Source organism: Stenotrophomonas nitritireducens (assembly GCF_001431425.1).
Classification (GTDB): Bacteria; Pseudomonadota; Gammaproteobacteria; order Xanthomonadales; family Xanthomonadaceae; genus Stenotrophomonas; species Stenotrophomonas nitritireducens.
The window spans coordinates 16,779-35,794 of the sequence record NZ_LDJG01000003.1; the positions used below are offsets into that span (position 1 = coordinate 16,779).

General features: G+C 66.9%; 18 protein-coding genes. 11 read left to right on the plus strand and 7 right to left on the minus strand.

Features of this window, described 5'->3' with window-relative positions; translation table 11 throughout:
* The first annotated feature begins 51 nt into the window (after positions 1-51).
* Positions 52-2,331, plus strand: a complete 2,280-nt coding sequence (clpA, locus tag ABB22_RS01975) for an ATP-dependent Clp protease ATP-binding subunit ClpA (RefSeq protein WP_055769130.1) — start codon at positions 52-54, stop codon at positions 2,329-2,331.
* Positions 2,332-2,464: 133 nt separating this feature from the next.
* On the opposite strand, the gene infA is transcribed toward clpA, so the two are convergent.
* The 4 genes from infA to trxB form a co-directional block, all read right to left on the minus strand.
* Positions 2,465-2,683: a translation initiation factor IF-1 gene (gene infA, locus ABB22_RS01980; protein WP_005409596.1), complete on the minus strand. Its 219-nt coding sequence runs from the start codon at positions 2,681-2,683 to the stop codon at positions 2,465-2,467.
* Between the two features lie 87 nt (positions 2,684-2,770).
* Positions 2,771-3,523, minus strand: coding sequence for a leucyl/phenylalanyl-tRNA--protein transferase (aat, locus tag ABB22_RS01985; RefSeq protein WP_055770276.1), 753 nt, complete (start codon positions 3,521-3,523; stop codon positions 2,771-2,773).
* A gap of 90 nt (positions 3,524-3,613) precedes the next feature.
* Positions 3,614-4,732, minus strand: a complete 1,119-nt coding sequence (locus ABB22_RS01990) for a GNAT family N-acetyltransferase (RefSeq protein WP_055769133.1) — start codon at positions 4,730-4,732, stop codon at positions 3,614-3,616.
* A 48-nt stretch (positions 4,733-4,780) separates the two neighbouring features.
* A complete protein-coding gene (trxB, locus tag ABB22_RS01995) occupies positions 4,781-5,755 on the minus strand; it encodes a thioredoxin-disulfide reductase (protein ID WP_055769137.1) in 975 nt (324 codons plus the stop codon).
* A gap of 288 nt (positions 5,756-6,043) precedes the next feature.
* Between trxB and ABB22_RS02000 the strand changes: the two genes are divergently transcribed.
* The 6 genes from ABB22_RS02000 (at position 6,044) to ABB22_RS02025 (ending at position 13,160) form a co-directional block, all read left to right on the plus strand.
* On the plus strand, positions 6,044-8,401 hold the full coding sequence (locus ABB22_RS02000; protein ID WP_055769140.1) for a DNA translocase FtsK: 2,358 nt from the start codon (positions 6,044-6,046) through the stop codon (positions 8,399-8,401).
* Positions 8,402-8,471: 70 nt separating this feature from the next.
* Entirely contained in the window at positions 8,472-9,122 is a 651-nt protein-coding gene (gene lolA / locus ABB22_RS02005; RefSeq protein ID WP_200911369.1) for an outer membrane lipoprotein periplasmic chaperone LolA, read from the plus strand.
* A gap of 172 nt (positions 9,123-9,294) precedes the next feature.
* Complete coding sequence (locus tag ABB22_RS02010) at positions 9,295-10,599, plus strand: replication-associated recombination protein A (protein WP_425477776.1); 1,305 nt, start codon at positions 9,295-9,297, stop codon at positions 10,597-10,599.
* A 69-nt stretch (positions 10,600-10,668) separates the two neighbouring features.
* Complete coding sequence (crcB, locus tag ABB22_RS02015; protein ID WP_055769149.1) at positions 10,669-11,055, plus strand: fluoride efflux transporter CrcB; 387 nt, start codon at positions 10,669-10,671, stop codon at positions 11,053-11,055.
* A 54-nt stretch (positions 11,056-11,109) separates the two neighbouring features.
* Positions 11,110-12,150 carry a glucokinase gene (locus ABB22_RS02020; RefSeq protein WP_152983996.1) on the plus strand — a complete coding sequence of 347 codons (1,041 nt, stop codon included), beginning with the start codon at positions 11,110-11,112 and terminating at the stop codon, positions 12,148-12,150.
* Positions 12,147-13,160, plus strand: a complete 1,014-nt coding sequence (locus ABB22_RS02025) for a glycosylasparaginase (protein ID WP_057505023.1) — start codon at positions 12,147-12,149, stop codon at positions 13,158-13,160. Before ABB22_RS02020 ends, ABB22_RS02025 begins: the two co-directional genes overlap by 4 nt.
* On the opposite strand, the gene ABB22_RS02030 is transcribed toward ABB22_RS02025, so the two are convergent.
* Positions 13,157-13,582 (minus strand): MerR family transcriptional regulator, encoded by a 426-nt coding sequence (locus tag ABB22_RS02030; RefSeq protein ID WP_017355167.1) that lies wholly within the window; start codon positions 13,580-13,582, stop codon positions 13,157-13,159. The two genes, ABB22_RS02025 and ABB22_RS02030, sit on opposite strands and share 4 nt — an antisense overlap.
* A gap of 41 nt (positions 13,583-13,623) precedes the next feature.
* Here ABB22_RS02030 and ABB22_RS02035 point away from each other — a divergent pair, with 41 nt between their 5' ends.
* From ABB22_RS02035 to ABB22_RS02045, 4 genes are all read left to right on the plus strand, one after another.
* A complete protein-coding gene (locus tag ABB22_RS02035) occupies positions 13,624-13,980 on the plus strand; it encodes a mercuric transporter MerT family protein (RefSeq protein WP_017355168.1) in 357 nt (118 codons plus the stop codon).
* An 8-nt stretch (positions 13,981-13,988) separates the two neighbouring features.
* Positions 13,989-14,276, plus strand: a complete 288-nt coding sequence (locus tag ABB22_RS02040) for a heavy-metal-associated domain-containing protein (protein WP_017355169.1) — start codon at positions 13,989-13,991, stop codon at positions 14,274-14,276.
* Positions 14,206-14,481: a GDCCVxC domain-containing (seleno)protein gene (locus ABB22_RS18685; protein WP_425477766.1), complete on the plus strand. Its 276-nt coding sequence runs from the start codon at positions 14,206-14,208 to the stop codon at positions 14,479-14,481. The genes ABB22_RS02040 and ABB22_RS18685 overlap by 71 nt, the downstream gene beginning before the upstream one ends.
* A gap of 94 nt (positions 14,482-14,575) precedes the next feature.
* Complete coding sequence (locus ABB22_RS02045) at positions 14,576-15,775, plus strand: hypothetical protein (RefSeq protein ID WP_017355170.1); 1,200 nt, start codon at positions 14,576-14,578, stop codon at positions 15,773-15,775.
* A 36-nt stretch (positions 15,776-15,811) separates the two neighbouring features.
* Here the strand turns inward: ABB22_RS02045 and ABB22_RS02050 are convergent, their stop codons facing one another.
* Both ABB22_RS02050 and ABB22_RS02055 read right to left on the minus strand, forming a co-directional pair.
* Positions 15,812-16,915 carry an acetate/propionate family kinase gene (locus ABB22_RS02050; RefSeq protein WP_036196077.1) on the minus strand — a complete coding sequence of 368 codons (1,104 nt, stop codon included), beginning with the start codon at positions 16,913-16,915 and terminating at the stop codon, positions 15,812-15,814.
* A 19-nt stretch (positions 16,916-16,934) separates the two neighbouring features.
* On the minus strand, positions 16,935-19,010 hold the full coding sequence (locus ABB22_RS02055) for a heavy metal translocating P-type ATPase (RefSeq protein ID WP_082316348.1): 2,076 nt from the start codon (positions 19,008-19,010) through the stop codon (positions 16,935-16,937).
* Between the last annotated feature and the right edge of the window lie 6 nt (positions 19,011-19,016).

Below are 19,016 nucleotides of genomic sequence, written 5' to 3' on the forward strand. Positions count from 1 at the left end.
AAAACGTGCAGTCAGGCCGCATATTGTCTCCAACCGCAGTCGGAGTCCCCCATGTTCAGCAAAGACCTCGAACAGACGATTGGCCAGTGCTACAAGCGCGCCCGCGAGGCACGTCATGAATTCATGACGGTCGAACACCTGCTGCTCGCCCTGTTGGAAAACCCGTCCGCACAGGCCGTGCTCAAGGCCTGCGGCGCCGACCTGGATCGCCTGCGCCAGGACCTGGAGCAGGCCGTGGAGACCTCGGTCTCGCGCCTGGCCGACGACGACGGCCGCGACACCCAGCCCACGCTCGGCTTCCAGCGCGTGCTGCAGCGCGCCGTCTACCACGTGCAGTCCTCCGGCAAGAAGGAGGTCACCGGCGCCAACGTGCTGGTGGCGATCTTCGGCGAGAAGGATTCGCACGCGGTCTATTACCTCAACCAGCAGGACGTGACCCGGCTGGACATCGTCAACTACCTGTCCCACGGCATCGCCAAGTCCGGCGACGACGGCGATGCCTCGCCGTCCATCGACGGCGAGGGCCGGGCCGAAGGCGGGGAGGGCGAGCCCAAGGGCGATGCGCTGACCGAGTACGCCAGCAACCTCAACGAGCAGGCCCGCGCCGGCCGCATCGACCCGCTGGTCGGCCGCCGCGACGAGATCGAGCGCACCATCCAGGTGCTGTGCCGCCGCCGCAAGAACAACCCGCTGTACGTGGGCGAGGCCGGCGTCGGCAAGACCGCCATCGCCGAGGGCCTGGCCAAGCGCATCGTCGACGGCGAGGTCCCCGAGGTGCTGGCCGATGCGGTGATCTATTCGCTCGACCTGGGCGCGCTGGTGGCCGGCACCAAGTACCGCGGCGATTTCGAGAAGCGCCTGAAGGGCGTGATCGGCGCGCTGAAGAAGGTTCCCAACGCGGTGCTGTTCATCGACGAGATCCACACCATCATCGGCGCCGGCTCGGCGTCGGGCGGCACCATGGACGCCTCCAACCTGATCAAGCCGGCGCTGGCCTCGGGCGAGCTGCGCTGCATCGGCTCGACCACGTTCCAGGAATACCGCGGCATCTTCGAGAAGGACCGGGCGCTGGCGCGCCGCTTCCAGAAGATCGACATCGTCGAGCCCACCGTGGGCGAGGCCTACGAGATCCTCAAGGGCCTGCGCCCGAAGTACGAGGCGCACCACAGCGTGACCTATGCCGACGATGCGCTGCAGGCGGCGGTGGACCTGTCGGTCAAGCACATCGGCGACCGCCTGCTGCCGGACAAGGCCATCGACGTGATCGACGAGGCCGGCGCGCGCCAGCGCCTGCTGCCGGAGGGCGAGCGCAAGGCCACGATCGACGTCGAGGAAGTGGAGACCATCGTCGCCAAGATGGCGCGCATCCCGACCAAACAGGTCACCGCCACCGACAAGGACGTGCTGCAGCACCTGGAGCGCAACCTGAAGATGGTGATCTTCGGCCAGGATCCGGCGATCGAATCACTGGCCTCGGCGATCAAGCTGTCGCGTTCTGGCCTGGGCAATCCGGAGAAGCCGATCGGCAACTTCCTGTTCGCCGGCCCGACCGGCGTGGGCAAGACCGAGGTCACCCGCCAGTTGGCACTGCAGCTGGGCATCGAGCTGGTGCGCTTCGACATGAGCGAGTACATGGAGCCGCATTCGGTCAGCCGCCTGATCGGTGCGCCCCCGGGCTATGTCGGCTTCGACCAGGGCGGCCTGCTGACCGAGAAGATCGTCAAGACGCCGCACTGCGTGCTGCTCCTGGACGAGGTGGAGAAGGCGCACCCGGACATCTTCAACATCCTGCTGCAGGTCATGGACCGCGGCATCCTCACCGACACCAACGGCCGCGAGGCCAACTTCAAGAACGTGATCCTGGTGATGACGACCAATGCCGGCGCGGCGCAGGCGGCGCGGCGTTCGATCGGCTTCACCAAGCAGGATCACGCCACCGATGCGATGGAGGTGATCCGCAAGGGCTTCACCCCGGAATTCCGCAACCGCCTGGACGCGGTGGTGCAGTTCCAGGCGCTGGGCTTCGACCACATCCTGCGGGTGGTGGACAAGTTCCTGATCGAGCTGGAGATGCTGCTGCAGGACAAGCACGTCTCGCTGTCGGCCACCCCGGCCGCGCGCGACTGGCTGGCCCACCATGGCTTCGACCCGCAGATGGGCGCACGGCCGATGGCCCGCGTCATCCAGGACCAGATCAAGCGTCCGCTGGCCGACGAGCTGTTGTTCGGCAAGCTGGTGGGCGGCGGCAAGGTCAGCATCGACGTGCGCGATGGCGAACTGGTGGTGGAGACCGAGGCCGAGCCGGAGCACCTGTTGCCGGCGACCGTCTGAAACGGACAGGACCTACTCCTACGACGGCGGCTGCGGCCGCCGTCGTCGTTTCCGGCATAGGGGGAAGTCCGGATCGCGGCCACGCAAAAAAGCCAGCCCAAGGCTGGCTTTCCGGGTGCCCGGCTACCGCCGCTTACTTCATGCGGTAGGTAATGCGGCCCTTGGTGAGGTCGTACGGCGTCATTTCAACCTTGACGCGGTCGCCGGTAAGGATGCGGATGTAGTTCTTGCGCATGCGGCCGGAGATGTGGGCGATGATTTCGTGCCCGTTTTCCAGTCGAACGCGGAAAGTGGTGTTCGGCAGCGTCTCGCTGACGGTGCCCTCGAACTCGATGGAGTCGTCTTTCGACATGTAATCCTGTGCGGTTCTGCGGATGGCCTTTTCAGGCCCGGAAGCCGAGCATTTTACCCCGCGCCGCGGAATGATGCAAAGTTTGCGTTAAACCGGGGCTGAGACCGCCAATACCGAGGCCGGCCAATGGCCGAAACGCCGCGTCCAGCTCCCGGCCGGCTCCGTTTCCGCGTCCTGGACCAGGGTCCGCACCCTGGCCAGGAAGGCATCGCGCGGCAGATGTGCGGCCCCCATGCGCAGCAGGTGCGGGTTCTCGACCTGGGCATCGATCAACGGCCAGCCCCAGCCGTACAGGGTGCGCGCCAACGCGGCCAACGCCACCTTGGAAGCGCCGCTGCGCCCGCTGAACATGCTTTCGCCGAAGAACATCCGGCCGATGGCCACGCCATAGATCCCGCCGACCAGCTGCATGCCGTCGAACACCTCCACCGAATGCGCGTACCCGAGCTGGTGCAGTTGCACGTAGGCGCGATGCATCGCGGCGGTGATCCAGGTGCCATCCTGGCCCGGGCGCGGCGCGTCGGCGCAGGCCTGCATCACGCGGGCGAACGCAGTGTCGGCGGCGACCGTCCAGGTGCTTGAACGCAATGTGCGGCGGAAGCGTGAGGACAGGCGTACGCCGTCGGTGCGGAACACCATGCGCGGGTCCGGCGACCACCACAGGACCGGCTGCCCTTCGGAGAACCATGGAAAGATGCCGCCGGCGTAGGCATTGAGCAGCCGCACCGGGGACAGGTCGCCGCCGACGGCCAGCAGCCCGTCGGGCTCGGACAGCGCCAGCTCGGCCGGCGGGAAGGGCGCATCGGGTTCGGGCGGCAGCAGGAAGGGCGGGCGACTCATCTGCCGCATTGTAGGTGCGAGGCTTGCGCCTGCACCCGGCATCCGGCATCCGGGACCGCAGGAAGGCTCCCGGCGCGGCAAGCCCGGCGCCTACGGCTTGAAGGGCGAGTGCGCTGCCAGTTGTCCTGCGTAGCGCGCCACGTCCCGCCGCTCCCGGTCGCACCATTCCGCCAGCGCCTGCCGGAAGGCGGGGTCGGCGATCCAGTGCCGGCTGCGCACCTCCACCGGCAGGAACCCGCGCGCCAGCTTGTGCTCGCCCTGCGCGCCCGGTTCGAACCGCTGCAGCCCCTCGCGCAGGCAGTAGTCGATGCCCTGGTAGTAGCAGGTCTCGAAGTGCAGGCCGGGCAGGGCGGCGCCGCCCCAATAGCGGCCGTACAGCGTATCGCCGCCACGCAGGCACAGCGCGCCCGCGATCGGCTCGTCGTCCTGCAGGGCAAGGAAAAGCACCAGTTGCCGCGGCAGGGCGTTGGCCAGATGGCGCAGGAATGGCAGGGTCAGCGCCGGCGCGTTGCCGTACTCGGCGAAGGTCCGCAGGTAGAAGCCATGCATGGCGCGCAGGTCGCCGTCGCTGGCTTCATCGCCATGGACGATACGGAAGCCGATGCCGGCGCGGCTGATCGTCGCGCGCTCCTGGCGGATGTTCTTGCGCCGCTTGTGGTCCATCGCGCCGAGGAAATCGTCGAAATCCCGCCAGCCGGGCTGGCGGTGCCACTGGAACTGCACGTCCACGCGCCGCAGCCAGTCCGCGTCGAACACCTCGTCCTCGGCTCCGGAATGGAAGTTGACATGGGCCGAGGACAGCCCCGCGTCCCGTACGTGTTCGACGACAGCCTGCAGCAGCAGGCGCCGGTCCGCGTCGTCGCGGGCCAGCAGGCGCGGGCCGGTGACCGGCGAATAGGGAACGGCGCCGAGCCACTTCGGGAAGTAGTCCAGTCCATGCCGCGCATAGGCATTCGCCCAGGCATGGTCGAACACGAACTCGCCGTGGGAGTTTTCCTTCAGGTAGCCGGGAACCGCGCCGACCAGCTCATCGCCGCGCCACAGGGTCAGGTGCCGCGGCTGCCAGCCCCATTCCCGGCGCAGGCAGCCATGCTGCTCCAGGCCGCCGAGGAAGGCGTGGCTGACGAAAGGATTGCAGTGGTCGTGCAGGGCATCCCAGCGTCCGGCCGGGATGTCCTGCAAGGTGTCCAGCCAGCGGATCTGCGCCATGGCCAGGAATGCCAAGGGAGGCCAGCCTGGCCGGCGCTCCCTCCGGCCTCAACCGTTCTGGTCGAGGAAACGCTCGGCGTCCAGCGCCGCCATGCAGCCGAAGCCGGCCGAGGTGATGGCCTGGCGGTAGTGCTGGTCGGCCACGTCGCCGGCGGCGAACACGCCTTCGACCGAGGTCATGGTGGCGTTGCCGCCCAGGCCCGAGCGGATCTCCAGATAGCCGTTGTTCATCGCCAGCTGGCCCTTGAACAGGTCGGTGTTGGGCTGGTGGCCGATGGCGACGAAGAAGCCGTGCGCGTCGAGGTCGCGGGTGCTGCCATCCTGGGTGGATTTCACCCGCACGCCGGTCACGCCCATCTCGTTGCCCAGCACCTCGTCGACCTGGTGGTGCCACACGGTCTCGATCCTGCCGGCGGCGACCTTGGCGAACAGCTTGTCCTGCATGATCTTCTCCGCCTTGAGCGTGTCGCGGCGATGCACCAGGTAGACCTTGCGGGCGATGTTGGACAGGTACAGCGCCTCTTCCACGGCGGTATTGCCGCCGCCGACCACGACCACGTCCTGGTCCTTGTAGAAGAAGCCGTCGCAGGTGGCGCAGGCCGACACGCCGCGGCCCTTGAATGCCTCCTCGGACGGAATGCCCAGGTACTTGGCGGTGGCGCCGGTGGCGATGATCAGCGCGTCGCAGGTGTACTCGGCGCTGTCGCCGACCAGCTTGAACGGGCGCTGCGACAGGTCGGCGGTATGGATGTGGTCGAACACCACTTCGGTGTCGAAGCGCTCGGCGTGGGCCTGCATGCGCGCCATCAGGTCCGGCCCCATCAGGCCGTGGGCATCGCCCGGCCAGTTGTCCACTTCGGTCGTGGTCATCAGCTGGCCGCCCTGCTGCAGGCCGGTGATCACCACCGGCTTGAGGTTGGCGCGCGCGGCGTAGACCGCAGCGGTCCAGCCGGCGGGGCCGGAGCCCAGGATGACGAGCTTCTGGTGGCGGGTGGGCTGGGACGGGGCGCTGGAAGTGCTCATGTATACTCGCGGAAAGTCGGGATTGGCGGCGCGATCGCGGCATATGGCGACCGTCCGGACAGGTCATAGAGTGGCGACCGGGCTCCGGTGAATCAAGGCGCAGGAATGGAACTGCGCGACCCGCAGGGCCGCTTCCGCCTCCGCCGCAGACCGGCCCCGGCTTTCCGCATGGCTTTCCGATGTCCCTGTGCCCCCGCTGTCGCCGCGCCCCGGAACAGGCGGATGAAACGGCGCCGCGTGTCGTTTAATATCAATCACTAACCATGCATTTCTAAGGTCTGGTCCAAGGTGGCGAAACAGGTCCCGGAACGTGACAAAGGCGCTGGCGCCAGCGGCAACGCGCGCAGGCAGGCGGCCGCTTCGGACAATCCGCGTCGCAACAAGCTCTGGCGCGACCTGGCGCTGATCGCGGTCGCGCCGGCCCTGCTGTACCTGCTGGCGAGCCTGTTCACCTATTCCCCGGCCGACCCGGGCTGGTCGCAGGCCGGGTCGGTGGTCGCGCCGATCCACAACATGGGCGGTCGGGTCGGCGCGTGGATCGCCGACGTGCTGCGCCAGCTGTTCGGCTACGTGGCCTATCTGATTCCGCTGATGCTGGCGGCCGTCGCGTGGATCGCCATGTTCGGGCTCAACCGCGAGGACCGCGGCCACGACGACCTCGGCCCGGCGTTGCGGCTGGTCGGCATCGTCGGCTTCCTGATCGGCGCCACCGGCTTCCTCTACCTGCGCCTGCCGCCGGGCGATGTCGCCCGCGCCGGCGGTGGCCTCGGCGTGCTGGTCGGCAAGTCGCTGCAGAGCGGGTTCGGCCCGGTCGGCAGCAACCTGTTCCTGCTGGTGCTGCTGCTGACCTCGATCACCCTGGCCACCGGGCTGTCGTGGTTCCTGGTGATGGAGAAGATCGGCAAGTGGGTGCTGGCGCTGGGCCCGTTGCTGGACAAGAAGAAGGAACAGGCCAGCGAATGGCAGCAGACCCGCGCATTGCGCGAGGAACGCGAGGAAGTACGCAAGGTCGACGCCGAAGTCCGCGCAAAGCGCGAGCCGGTGAAGATCGAGCCACGCCCGGCGCCGGTGATCGAGAAGAGCGAACGCGCCAAGCGCGAAACGCAGATCCCGATGTTCCAGGGCGTCAACGGCGACGGCTCGGATCTGCCGCCGCTGGCGCTGCTGGACGACCCCAGGCCGCAGCCGAAGGGGTACGACGAGCAGACCCTGGAAACGCTGTCGCGGCAGATCGAATTCAAACTCAAGGATTTCCGCATCGACGCGCAGGTGGTCGGCGCCTATCCGGGCCCGGTGATCACCCGCTTCGAGATCGAGCCGGCGCCGGGCATCAAGGTCAGCCAGATCAGTTCGCTGGACAAGGACATCGCCCGCGGCCTGTCGGTCAAGTCGGTGCGCGTGGTCGACGTGATCCCCGGCAAGTCGGTGGTCGGCCTGGAAATCCCCAACGTCACCCGCGAGATGATCTTCCTGTCCGAGCTGCTGCGCTCGAAGGAATACGACAAGTCGGCCAGTGTGCTGACCCTGGCGCTGGGCAAGGACATCGCCGGCCGACCGACCGTGGCCGACCTGGCGCGCATGCCGCACCTGCTGGTGGCCGGCACCACCGGTTCGGGCAAGTCGGTGGCGGTCAACGCCATGGTGCTGAGCCTGCTGTACAAGGCCAGCCCGAAAGACCTGCGCATGCTGATGATCGACCCGAAGATGCTGGAACTCAGCGTCTACCAGGGCATTCCGCACCTGCTGGCGCCGGTGGTCACCGACATGAAGGAGGCCGCCAACGGCCTGCGCTGGTGCGTGGCCGAGATGGAGCGCCGCTACAAGCTGATGAGCGCGGTGGGCGTGCGCAACCTGGCCGGCTTCAACAAGAAGATCAAGGACGCCATCGACGCCGGTCAGCCGCTGATGGACCCGCTGTTCAAGCCGAACCCGGAAATGGGCGAGGCGCCGCGCCCGCTGGAGCCGCTGCCATTCATCGTCATTTTCATCGACGAATTCGCCGACATGATGATGATCGTCGGCAAGAAGGTCGAGGAACTGATCGCACGCCTGGCGCAGAAGGCGCGCGCCGCCGGCATCCACCTGATCCTGGCCACGCAGCGTCCTTCCGTGGACGTGATCACCGGCCTGATCAAGGCCAACATCCCGACCCGCATCGCCTTCCAGGTCAGCTCCAAGATCGACTCGCGCACCATCCTCGACCAGTCCGGCGCCGAGGCGCTGCTGGGCAACGGCGACATGCTGTACCTGCCGCCGGGCACGGCGATGCCCGACCGCGTGCACGGTGCCTTCGTCTCCGACGAGGAAGTGCACCGCGTCGTCGAGCACCTCAAGGCGAGCGGCCCGGCCGACTACATCGAAGGCGTGCTGGACGAAGTGCAGACCATGGGCGACGGCGTGGTGGTCGGCGCCACCGGCCTGCCGGAAACCAGCAGCAGCGGCGATGAATCCGACCCGCTGTACGACGAGGCCCTGCGCATCGTCACAGAGACCCGCCGCGCCTCTATTTCCGGCGTGCAGCGGCGCCTGAAGGTCGGCTACAACCGCGCCGCACGCCTGATCGAGGCGATGGAAGCGGCCGGCGTGGTCAGCGCCCCGGAGCACAATGGCGACCGCGCCGTGCTGGCGCCACCACCGCCCAAGTGAGGGCAGGGCGGCGACGATTGCCGCCCATTCAGTTTCTCCCGGGCAGACTCAGCCCATCCTCCGTCCATCGATGACAACCGCCATGAACGTCCTCCTGCGCCCCACGTTGATCGCCGTCGCCCTGGCCGCCGCCGTTTTCGCCGCCGATGCCCATGCCGGCGCGCGCGACGACCTTAAGGCCTTCACCAACGGCCTGCGCGGGCTGGACGGACAGTTCAGCCAGCAGGTGTTCGACGCCAAAGGCAAGCTCAAGGAGTCCTCCAGCGGCCGCGTCGCGTTGTCGGCGCCACGCCTGTTCCGCTGGGAGTACACCCGCCCGCATCCGCAGTTGATCGTGGCCGACGGCAGCAAGGTCTGGGTCTACGAGCCCGACCTGGAGCAGGCCACGGTGCGCGGCCAGGGCGAGGAAGAACAGAACAGCCCGCTGACGGCGCTGATCAACCCCGCGCAGCTGGAGCGCCAGTACGACGTCAGCGAAGAAGCGGCACCGCGCGATGGCATGCAGTGGCTGTCGCTGAGTCCCAAGCGCGAGACCGATGCCAGCTTCCAGTACGCCGCGCTCGGTTTCGGCCAGGGCGGCCTGGGCCGCATGGAAGTCGTCGATGCGGTGGGGCAGCGCACCGTGATCGATTTCAGCGGCTGGAAGAAGAACCCTTCCTTCGCCGCCGGCACCTTCCGCTTCACGCCGCCGAAGAATGTGGACGTCATCGGCGAACGCTGACGGCCCATGCAGTGCCGGCCGCCGGCCGGCACTTCGCCTATCCCGACATGCCCGACGGAGCGCTCATCGGCGCTACCGGACTGGACAGCCACGCTAGAATGCGGGCGTGGCCAGATCCAGAAACACGTTCTCCGATCCTCCTGCCGACCTGCTGAGCGCGGACCGGGAAGGCATGCGCCCGCTCGCCGAGCGCATGCGCCCGCGCACGCTCGACGAGATGGTCGGGCAGAAGCGCCTGCTGGCGCCCAACACCGCCCTGCGCCGCGCCATCGAATCCGGCCGCGTCCACTCCATGGTGCTGTGGGGGCCGCCCGGTTGCGGCAAGACCACCCTGGCGCTGTTGCTGGCACGCTATGCCGACGCCGAGTTCCGCGCGATCTCGGCAGTACTTTCGGGCCTGCCCGAGGTACGCCAGGTGCTGGCCGAAGCCGCGCAGCGCTTCGCCGAAGGCCGGCGCACCGTGCTGTTCGTCGACGAGGTGCACCGCTTCAACAAGTCGCAGCAGGACGCCTTCCTGCCGCACATCGAGCGCGGCACCATCATTTTCGTCGGAGCCACCACCGAGAACCCGTCCTTCGAACTGAACTCGGCACTGCTCTCGCGCTGCCGCGTGCATGTGCTCGAAGCGGTATCGCCCGAGGACGTGGCCGAAGCCCTGCAGCGTGCGCTGGGCGACAAGGAGCGCGGGCTGGGCGAGGAGGACATCCGCGTCTCGCCCGAATCGCTGCTGGAAATCGCCCGTGCCGCCGATGGCGATGTGCGCCGCGCCCTGACCCTGCTGGAAATCGCCGCGGAACTGGCGGCGGGCGAGGGCGGCCAGATCACGCCGGAAACCCTGCTGCAGGTGCTGGCCGACCGCACGCGCCGCTTCGACAAGGGCGGCGAGCAGTTCTACGACCAGATCTCGGCGCTGCACAAATCGGTGCGCAGCTCCAACCCTGACGGTGCGATCTATTGGCTGGCACGCATGCTCGATGGCGGCTGCGACCCGTCCTACGTCCTGCGCCGGCTGACCATCATGGCGGTGGAGGACGTCGGCCTCGCCGACCCGCGCGCCCTGGAGATGGCGATCAACGTCTGGAACGCCTACGACCGCATCGGCGCGCCGGAAGGCAACATCGCCCTGTCCAACCTGGTCATCTACCTGGCCAGCACCGCCAAGTCCAACGCCAGCTACAAGGCGCTGGCCGCGGCCCAGGCCGACGTCGCCACGCTGGGCTCGCAGCCGGTGCCCATGCACCTGCGCAATGCGCCGACACGGTTGATGAAGACCCTCGGCTACGGCAGCGGCTACCAGTACGACCATGACGTCGAAGGCGGCATCGCCCTTGACCAGACCGCGTTCCCCGATGAAATGGGCGAACGCGTGTACTACCGGCCGGTCGAACGCGGGCTGGAGATCAAGCTCAAGGAAAAGCTCGATCGCCTGCGCACCGCGCGCGAACAGGCGAGGGCGGGCGGCAAGCCGCAGGACTGAACAGCGCATCGTGTCCCGGACCCACAGTCTTCCGGGGAGTTCCATGACAGCAGCGGGAGACATAGACCGATGTGGCTTTCCTTTGTTGCGATAGGCGTCGGAGCGGCGATCGGCGCATGGCTGCGATTCGGCCTGAGCGTATGGTTGAATCCGATCCATCCCACCGTTCCGCTGGGCACGCTGGCCGCCAATCTGCTTGGCGGTTACGTCATCGGCCTGGCGCTGGCCTGGTTCGCGGTGCGGCCGGACATCGCGCCGCAGTGGCGGCTGTTCATCGTGACTGGCCTGCTTGGTGGTCTGACCACTTTCTCCACATTCTCGGCCGAAGTGGTGCAGTTGTTCCTGCGCCAGCAGCTGGGCTGGGCGCTTGCGACGATCGGCCTGCATCTTGCCGGCTCGTTGTCGATGACGGCCTTGGGCTGGACTACCTGGCGGATGCTGCGCCCCTTGGCGTAAGCCATCCTTCCAACGCATGATTCGCCTTCCATTTTGGAACGACCGAAAGACGACATGCCGGTAGAGCAGGGCGGAGTGAACGAGCCGATGGCGGCAACGACCATCATCGGCGCTGACGTCGGCGGGACCTACGCCCGACTGGGCTGGACCACCTTGCGAGCGGGCGAACCGATCCGGGTCAACGATTTCCGCCGCTATGCGTGCGCCGACCACCCGAGCCTGGCGGCGATCCTGCGCGATTACGCCGCGTGCCTGCACGACAACCCGGCCATTCCGCCGGTCAGCCGCGCGGTCGTGGCCATCGCCGGGCTGCTGGACGGCGACCGCCTGCTCAATACCAACCTGGCCTGGCAGGTTTCGCTGGCCCAGACCCGCAGCGAGGCCGGGCTGGGCGAGCTGGAACTGATCAACGACTTCGTGGCCGTGGCCCAGGCCATTCCCCATGTCGAGCGGGAAACGCTGCACCTGCTCTGCGGCGACGCCGATCACCGTCCTCACGGCCCGGCGCTGGTGTTGGGGCCAGGCACCGGGCTGGGCGTGGCGCTGCGCCTGGAGAGCAGCCGCCCGCCGGTGCTGGCCAGCGAGGGCGGGCATGCCTCCCTGGCCGCCGGCAACGCGCTGGAACTGGACGTGCTGCGCCAGTTGCTGCAGCGCCACGGGCATGTGGACAGCGAACGCATCCTGTCCGGCCCGGGGTTGATGACGCTCTACGCCTGCCTGTGCGAGCGGGAAGGCGCGAAGCCGCACTGGGAAACGCCCGCCGCCCTGGTGGATGCGGCGCGCAATGGAAACGATCCGCTCGCACTGGCCAGCGCCCGCGCGTTCTGCGCCTGGCTGGGCAGCGTCGCCGGCGACCTGGCGCTGACCTTCGGCGCAAGATCGGTCTATCTCACCGGCGGCATCACCGGGCATCTCGCCGACTGGCTGCACGAAGGCGATTTCCAGCAGCGCTTCCTGGCCAAGGGCGTGCTGTCGTCCGCCCTGCAACGGGTGCCCGTGTGGCGCATCGACGATGGCGAACTCGGCGTGCTCGGCGCGCTTGCCTGGCATGCAGACGACGCCTGCAGCCCCACCACAACCGGAGAAACCCGATGAGCACACGCAGGCAGTTCCTGCAGACCTCCATGCTGCTGGCCGCGGCCGGCGCCGCACCGCGCATGCTGGCATCGCCTCCTGCGGGAAATGGCGCGCGGGTGGTATCGACCTGGGATTTCGGCGTCGGCGCGAACCAGGCGGCGTGGAAGGTGCTGGCAACCGGCGGCAGCGCCCTGGACGCGGTGGAGGCGGGCGCCCGCTGGGCGGAAAGCGACCTGTGCAATCCCACCGTGGGCCACTGCGGCAATCCGGACCGCGATGGCGTGCTTACGCTGGACTCCAGCATCATGGACGGCGATGGCCGCTGCGGATCGGTCGCGGCGCTGAGCGACATCCTGCATCCGGTGTCGGTCGCGCGCCGGGTGATGGAACAGACGCCGCACGTGATGCTGGTGGGCGAGGGCGCCCGGCAGTTCGCCGTGCAGCAGGGCTTCGAGAGTCGCAAACTGCTGACACCGGAAGCCGAGAATGCATGGCGCGAATGGCTCAAGACCGAGCATTACGCACCGCAGATCAACGCCGAGCGGCGCGGTCGTCCCGGCGACAAGGACAACCACGACACCCTGGGCATCCTCGCCATCGATGCGAAGGGACGCATGGCAGGCGCCTGCACCACCAGCGGCATGGCCTTCAAGATGCATGGCCGGGTCGGCGACAGCCCCATCATCGGTGCCGGCCTGTACGTCGACAATGAAGTCGGCGCGGCCACGGCCTCGGGCATGGGCGAGGAGATGATCCGCAACGCCGCCTCCTTCCTGGTGGTGGAACTGATGCGCCAGGGCCGCTCGCCCGCCGATGCCTGCCGCGAAGCCATCGAGCGGGTAGTGCACAAGCGCCCAGAAGCCAGCCGCACCCTGCAGGTGTGCTTCCTGGCGATGAACAGGAACGGCGAGGTCGGCGCTTATGCACTGCATCGCGGCTTCGTCTATGCGGTCTGCGATTCCCGCAGGCAGGACGCCCTGCTGAGGGTCGGCAGGGATTCGTGTAAAAACGGGCCGAAAGTGAGCTAACTGCCTGTCGCAGCTGGCTTTATTGGCCGCTCCAGAAAATCGAGGGTTGGGCAGCACTCTCCCGCCGGCACTTGGGCGCACCGCGCTATTTTCTGTTCGAGATCCCTCTCCAGCTGTCGCAGCTCGCGGATTCGTAGACGGACATCGACGAGCTTTCGCTCGGTCAGCTGACGGGTCTGCTCGCAAGAACCTTCGCCTGTGATCTCTAGCAGGCCAGCGATCTCGTCGAGGCTGAATCCCATCATCTGAGCGCGCCGGATGAACTGAAGCCGATTGACATCGTTTTCGTCGTAACGACGCACGCCTCCTATGGGTCGCTCGGGTTGACGCAGCAGCCTACGCCGCTGGTAGTAGCGCACGGTTTCGACGTGCACATCGGCCGCCGCCGCCAGCCGGCTGATCGTAAACGTGTTCGGACGCACGGCTTGACTCCGTACCTAGGTACAGAGGCTAGTATGCTCTGATGCAAACAACCCCGGCCAAATCGTCTGTTCCAGCCATCGTTGGCGCGAGCATCGCCGCCATTGGCGCATCGGTCTGCTGCGTCGTGCCGCTGGTGCTGGTCCTGCTGGGCATCAGTGGCGCCTGGATCGGCACCCTGACAGCTCTCGATCCCTTGAGGCCCTGGTTCAGCGCCGCCGCCGTACTGTCCTTGGCCGTGGCGTTTTGGATGCTGTATCGACCGGCGGCACGGTGCGGTGTGGATGGCAGTTGCATCGCCCCGGACGCTCTGCGACGCAGGCGACGTTGGCTCTGGTTGGCGACAGCCCTCATCGTCCTGTTGCTGCTGTTTCCCTATTACATCGTCTGGATTCTGTAGGAGGCGCGATGCACAAGTGGATACTGGCCCTGGTGGCTGCTCTGTCGGTCGGTGCCGCTCTTGCGACGCCCGCAACCGTAGTGATGCTCGATGCTGAGAACATGACCTGTCCCGCCTGCGGCATCACCATCAGGAAGGCGCTGGAGAAGGTGCCGGGCGTGGCCGATGTGAAGGTGGACACCCGGGCTGAAACAGTCACGGTGACGTTCGAATCGAGCCAGACGGATGCAGCCGGAATCGCGCGTGCAGTCACGGAAGCAGGCTTCCCGGCCAAGGTGCGGACTGGCGGTGAGTGACGTCAAGCTGGAAAGCATCTTGACCTGCCCGGAGTGCGGCCATCGGGCGACCGAGACAATGCCCATCACAGCGTGTCAATTCTTCTATGAGTGCACGGGCTGTGGAGCGGTTTTGCGTCTGCATCAAGGCGACTGCTGTGTGTTCTGCTCGTTCGGAACAGTGCCATGTCCACCGATCCAACAGAACAATCCCTGTTGTGGTTGAACCGCGGACTCCGATAATAGTTGGACAGACAGGCTGCGAGATCGACTGTGCCACCCTGGAAAGCGCGCCGCTCAACCAGCGGTGTGCATGCGAAGTGGTCGACATCCTCCGTCTGCACGAGTCGATCCGGGGTGCCTTTCCGGAGTTCACGACTGATCCCGCCGTACACGCGCACTTATTTTCACCCTATGCCTTGTTCGTTGATCGGCCCGCGTTGGAGGCCATGGGACGAGTCGCGGCGGCGGTCTTCGACGTCGCAGGAAACCCGGGATATAGCCAACGGGTCCTGCAATGGGCCCCTGACATTGCAACCCATGATCCGGGTTCGGCGGGGGGCGTCCTGGGTCTGGACTTTCACCTGACGGTCGATGGCCCGCGGCTGATCGAGGTCAACACCAATCCAGGCGGTCTGCTCCTCAATGCCTTGTTGCTCGATGCCGTGCGGTCTTGCGCGCCGCCAGCATGGGCCACCTGGACCAACGCGGCCCAAGCGCGTGATGCGGCCGTCACGGCCTGGATGGAGGATGCTCGGCAGCAATCCGGGCGCACGCCGTCGCGCCTGGCCATCGTGGACAGCACTCCGCGAGCGCAGTTCCTTTACCCCGAGTTTGTGCTGTACGCGAACGCGTTTCGGGACCATGGCGTGGACTGCGTGATCAGCGCTCCCGAGGATTTGTCGTTTGGTTCGGACGGGCTTGAGGATGCCCACGGTCGAATCGACACTGTCTACAACCGGTTGACCGATTTCGCGCTCGAGGATGCCTCGCATGCAGACATTCGTGAGGCTTACCTGGCAGGGGACGTCGCGCTGATGCCGCATCCCCGAGCACACGCGCTGTTTGCCGACAAGCGCAACCTTGCGGTGCTCGGGGACCCGGCTCTGCTCGGCGGGTTCGGGGTCGATGCGGGTTCGACGGCACTGCTGGGCCAGGTGATCCCGCCCACGGTCGAACTCGTGCCCGCGAACCGGGATGCGTTGTGGGCAGTGCGCAACGGATATTTCTTCAAGCCTGCAGCAGGGTTTGGCAGCCGTGGGAGTTATCGGGGCGACAAGTTGACCCGGCGGACTTGGGCGTCTATGGCGTCGGCGACCTACATCGCACAGGCCTTCGCGCCACCGAGCATGCGGATCGTGCATGGGGGCCAGTCCCTCAAGGCGGATGTGCGCTGCTTCGCGTCCGAGGCGGGTGTCCTGTTGTTCGCGGCCAGGCTGTACCAGGGCCAGACCACGAACATGCGCACCCCCGGTGGTGGATTCGCAGCGGTGCTCACGTCGTCACGGATCGAGGAGTGATTCCCCACCGGAGCCGACCCTTGGGGCGTGTCGTGGCTACAGCCAGGCGAGTGCCGATTCAGCCAGTTCGCGCTCCTCATCGATCGCGACGTTCCATATGCTCGGCCCGCCCCCGCGGTCGATCCGCGTGGCTCCAGCATCGTTGACGTCAGGTGCCAGCGCCAGGCCGAGCCAGGCCAGTCGCGCGACGATGCGAGCCCGCAAAACCGGCGCGCGATGGCCGATGCCGCCGGAAAAGACGACATGGTCGAGACCGCCAATTGCCGTGGCCATGGCCGCGATGGACTGCGCAATCCGGACTGCAAAGAGCTCCACGGCAAGCTGGGCCTGCGGGCCGGGATCCGTCAGCAACACGCGCATGTCGCCATGGCCGGCGATTCCGGCAAGGCCTGCACTGCGGTACAGGCCGTTTTCAAGCGCCTGCGCATCCAGGCGTTCATGCCTCAGCAGATACAGCAACGCGCCGGGATCGAGATCTCCGGAGCGGGTAGGGCTCGGGATTCCACCCAGCGGAGTGAGCGCCATGGTGGTGTCGCGGCTGCGGCCGCCCTCGACGGCGCAGACGCTGCAGCCACCCCCCAGATGCGCGAAGACAGCGCGGCCCTTCAGGATTCCAGCGTCGTGGCTGGCCACTATGCGGAGCGCGGAGGCAAAGGCGAGTCCATGGAAACCGTAGCGGCGGATGCCCAGCGCATCCCATGCTTCAGGGACAGGCAAGCGCCGGCTCCAGGGCGCGAGCGACGCGTGGAAGTCGGTGTCGAAGGCCACGCCTTGGCGCGCGTGCGGCCAACGCATGCGCGCGGCACGCGCGAAAGCGAGGGCTACCGGCTGGTGCAAGGGTGCGAACGGCACCAATGCATCCAGTTTCGCGAGCACGGTTTCGTCGAGCTCGCGGGCGTCGTGAAGGTCACCGCCATGTACGATTCGGTGCACCACCACGTCGGGGCTGGGCCACGGCTCCGACAATGCCTCGAGCAGGGTGGCAAGGCGCTCCTGCGCATCCACGCCGACTGGAATTTCGGCCCGGGAGCGCTCGAGCAGACGAGACTGCGCGCCGTGTCCCTCAGTGTTGAACAGATAGGACGCGCCCTTGAGGGTGGACGAGCCAACGTTGAGTGCAAGAAGCCGGCGCGTGGTCACAGGTGTCCCCGAATCATGTTCATGGGGACCGCACCGCCCGGCGCAACAACTGCGCATTGATTGCCACAACGACGGTGCTCAGCGACATGAGCACTGCCCCAAGCGCAGGTTGCAGCAGGATCCCCCATGCGGCGAGAACGCCAGCGGCGAGAGGGATGGCGACGATGTTGTAGCCGGCGGCCCACCACAGGTTCTGGATCATCTTGCGATAGGTGGCCTTGCTCAATTCGATGATCGCTGGCACGTCGCGCGGGTCGCTGCGCACGAGTACGACGTCGCCGGCCTCGACCGCGACGTCCGTCCCTGTGCCGATGGCGATGCCGACGTCGGACGTGAGCAGCGCCGGAGCGTCATTGACACCGTCACCCACCATCGCGACGCGCTTGCCCTGGGCCTGCAGCTCCTCGATCTTTGCCACCTTGTCCTCGGGCAATACCTCGGCGAAGACGGTGTCGATGTTGAGTTCCTTCGCGACCGCGTTTGCGACCGCCGTGGAATCACCCGTCAGCAGGACAACCTCCAGTCCTTCGTCGTGCAGCCGCTTGACCGCGTCGAACGATTCGGGACGGATGGCATCCGCGATCGCAAATACGGCGAGCACCCGGTCGCCTTCCACCAGGTAGGTTGCAGATTGACCATCGGCTGCCGCTGATTCGGCAGCCCGCCGAAGCGTCTCCGGCGGTTCGACCGCGAGCATTCTCAACAGACCCGGCCCGCCAACGTGAAGCGAGCGCTCCTCGACGACTGCGCGCACGCCGCGTCCCGGCATGGACTCGAAGTCCTGCGACATCGGAACGTCGATGCCATGTTCCTTGGCGCTGGTCATCAGCGCCTGCGCGATCGGATGTTCAGCGTCGCGCTGGACCGACGCGGCCACGCGAAGCACCTCGTCGTCGGTGAGTCCATCGGCGGCAGTGGTCTTCACGACGCGGTGCGAACCGAGCGTGAGCGTGCCTGTCTTGTCGAACACGACCGTGTTCAGCAAACGGGCCTCTTCCAGGCCGCGTCGATCGCGCACGAGCAGGCCGTTCCGTGCGCCAATCGTGGTCGAGATGGCGGTCACCAGCGGGATGGCCAAACCCAGCGCATGGGGACAGGCGATCACGAGCACGGTCACTACGCGCTCGATCGTGAAGCTCCACGGTCGACCGAGGAGTGGCCAGACAATGGCGGTAACCGCGGCGGAGACGATGGCGATGATCGTGAGGTAGAACGCCGCCCGGTCCGCCAGGGCCTGGGCGCGCGAGCGCGACGTCTGGGCCTGCTCGACGAGCCGCATGATACCCGCGAGCGCGGTCTCGTCGCCGGTTCCCGTCACCTCGACACGCAACGAGCCCTGTCCGTTGACGGTGCCGGCGATCACCCGGTCGCCCGTCGACTTGTCCATCGGCTTGGACTCGCCGGTGATCATCGCTTCGTTGACGGCGCTGGTCCCTTCCTTCACGACGCCGTCGGCGGGAATGCTCGCGCCGGGCCTGATGAGCAGCAGGTCGCCGCGCTTCAGTTCCGCGACAGGGACTTCCTTCGCGGTACCGGCCTCATCCAACCGCACCGCCATATCAGGCAGCAGCTTCGCGAGTTCCTTGAGAGCGCCCTGTGCCTGGTTGATCGAACGCATCTCGATCCAGTGGCCGAGCAACATGATCGCCACCAGCGTCGCCAGCTCCCACCACAGGTCCAAGCCCTCGACAACGCCGAGCGTGACCAACGCGCTGTAAAGGAAGGCGACGGTGATCGCAAGCGAGATCAGCGTCATCATGCCCGGCAGGCGATTTCTCAGCTCGTGGTATCCGCCGCGGAGGAACGGCGAGCCGCCGTAGAAGTACACGATCGTGCCGAACACCGCCGGGATGTACGCCGACCCCGGGAACTGTGGTGCGGTGTAGTCGAACCAATGCTGGATCATCCCGCTCCAGATCAGAGTGGGGATGGTCAGCAGCAGCGTGAGCCAGAACTTGTCGCGGAAGCTCGCCACGCTGTGGCCGGCATGCTTGTCGTGCCCGGCATGGACGTCACCTTCAGCACCCGTGCGGGGATGCGGCGGTTGCTCGCCGTGCGCCTGATGATCTTGATGATGATGATTGTGTTGCGTCATGGGTCT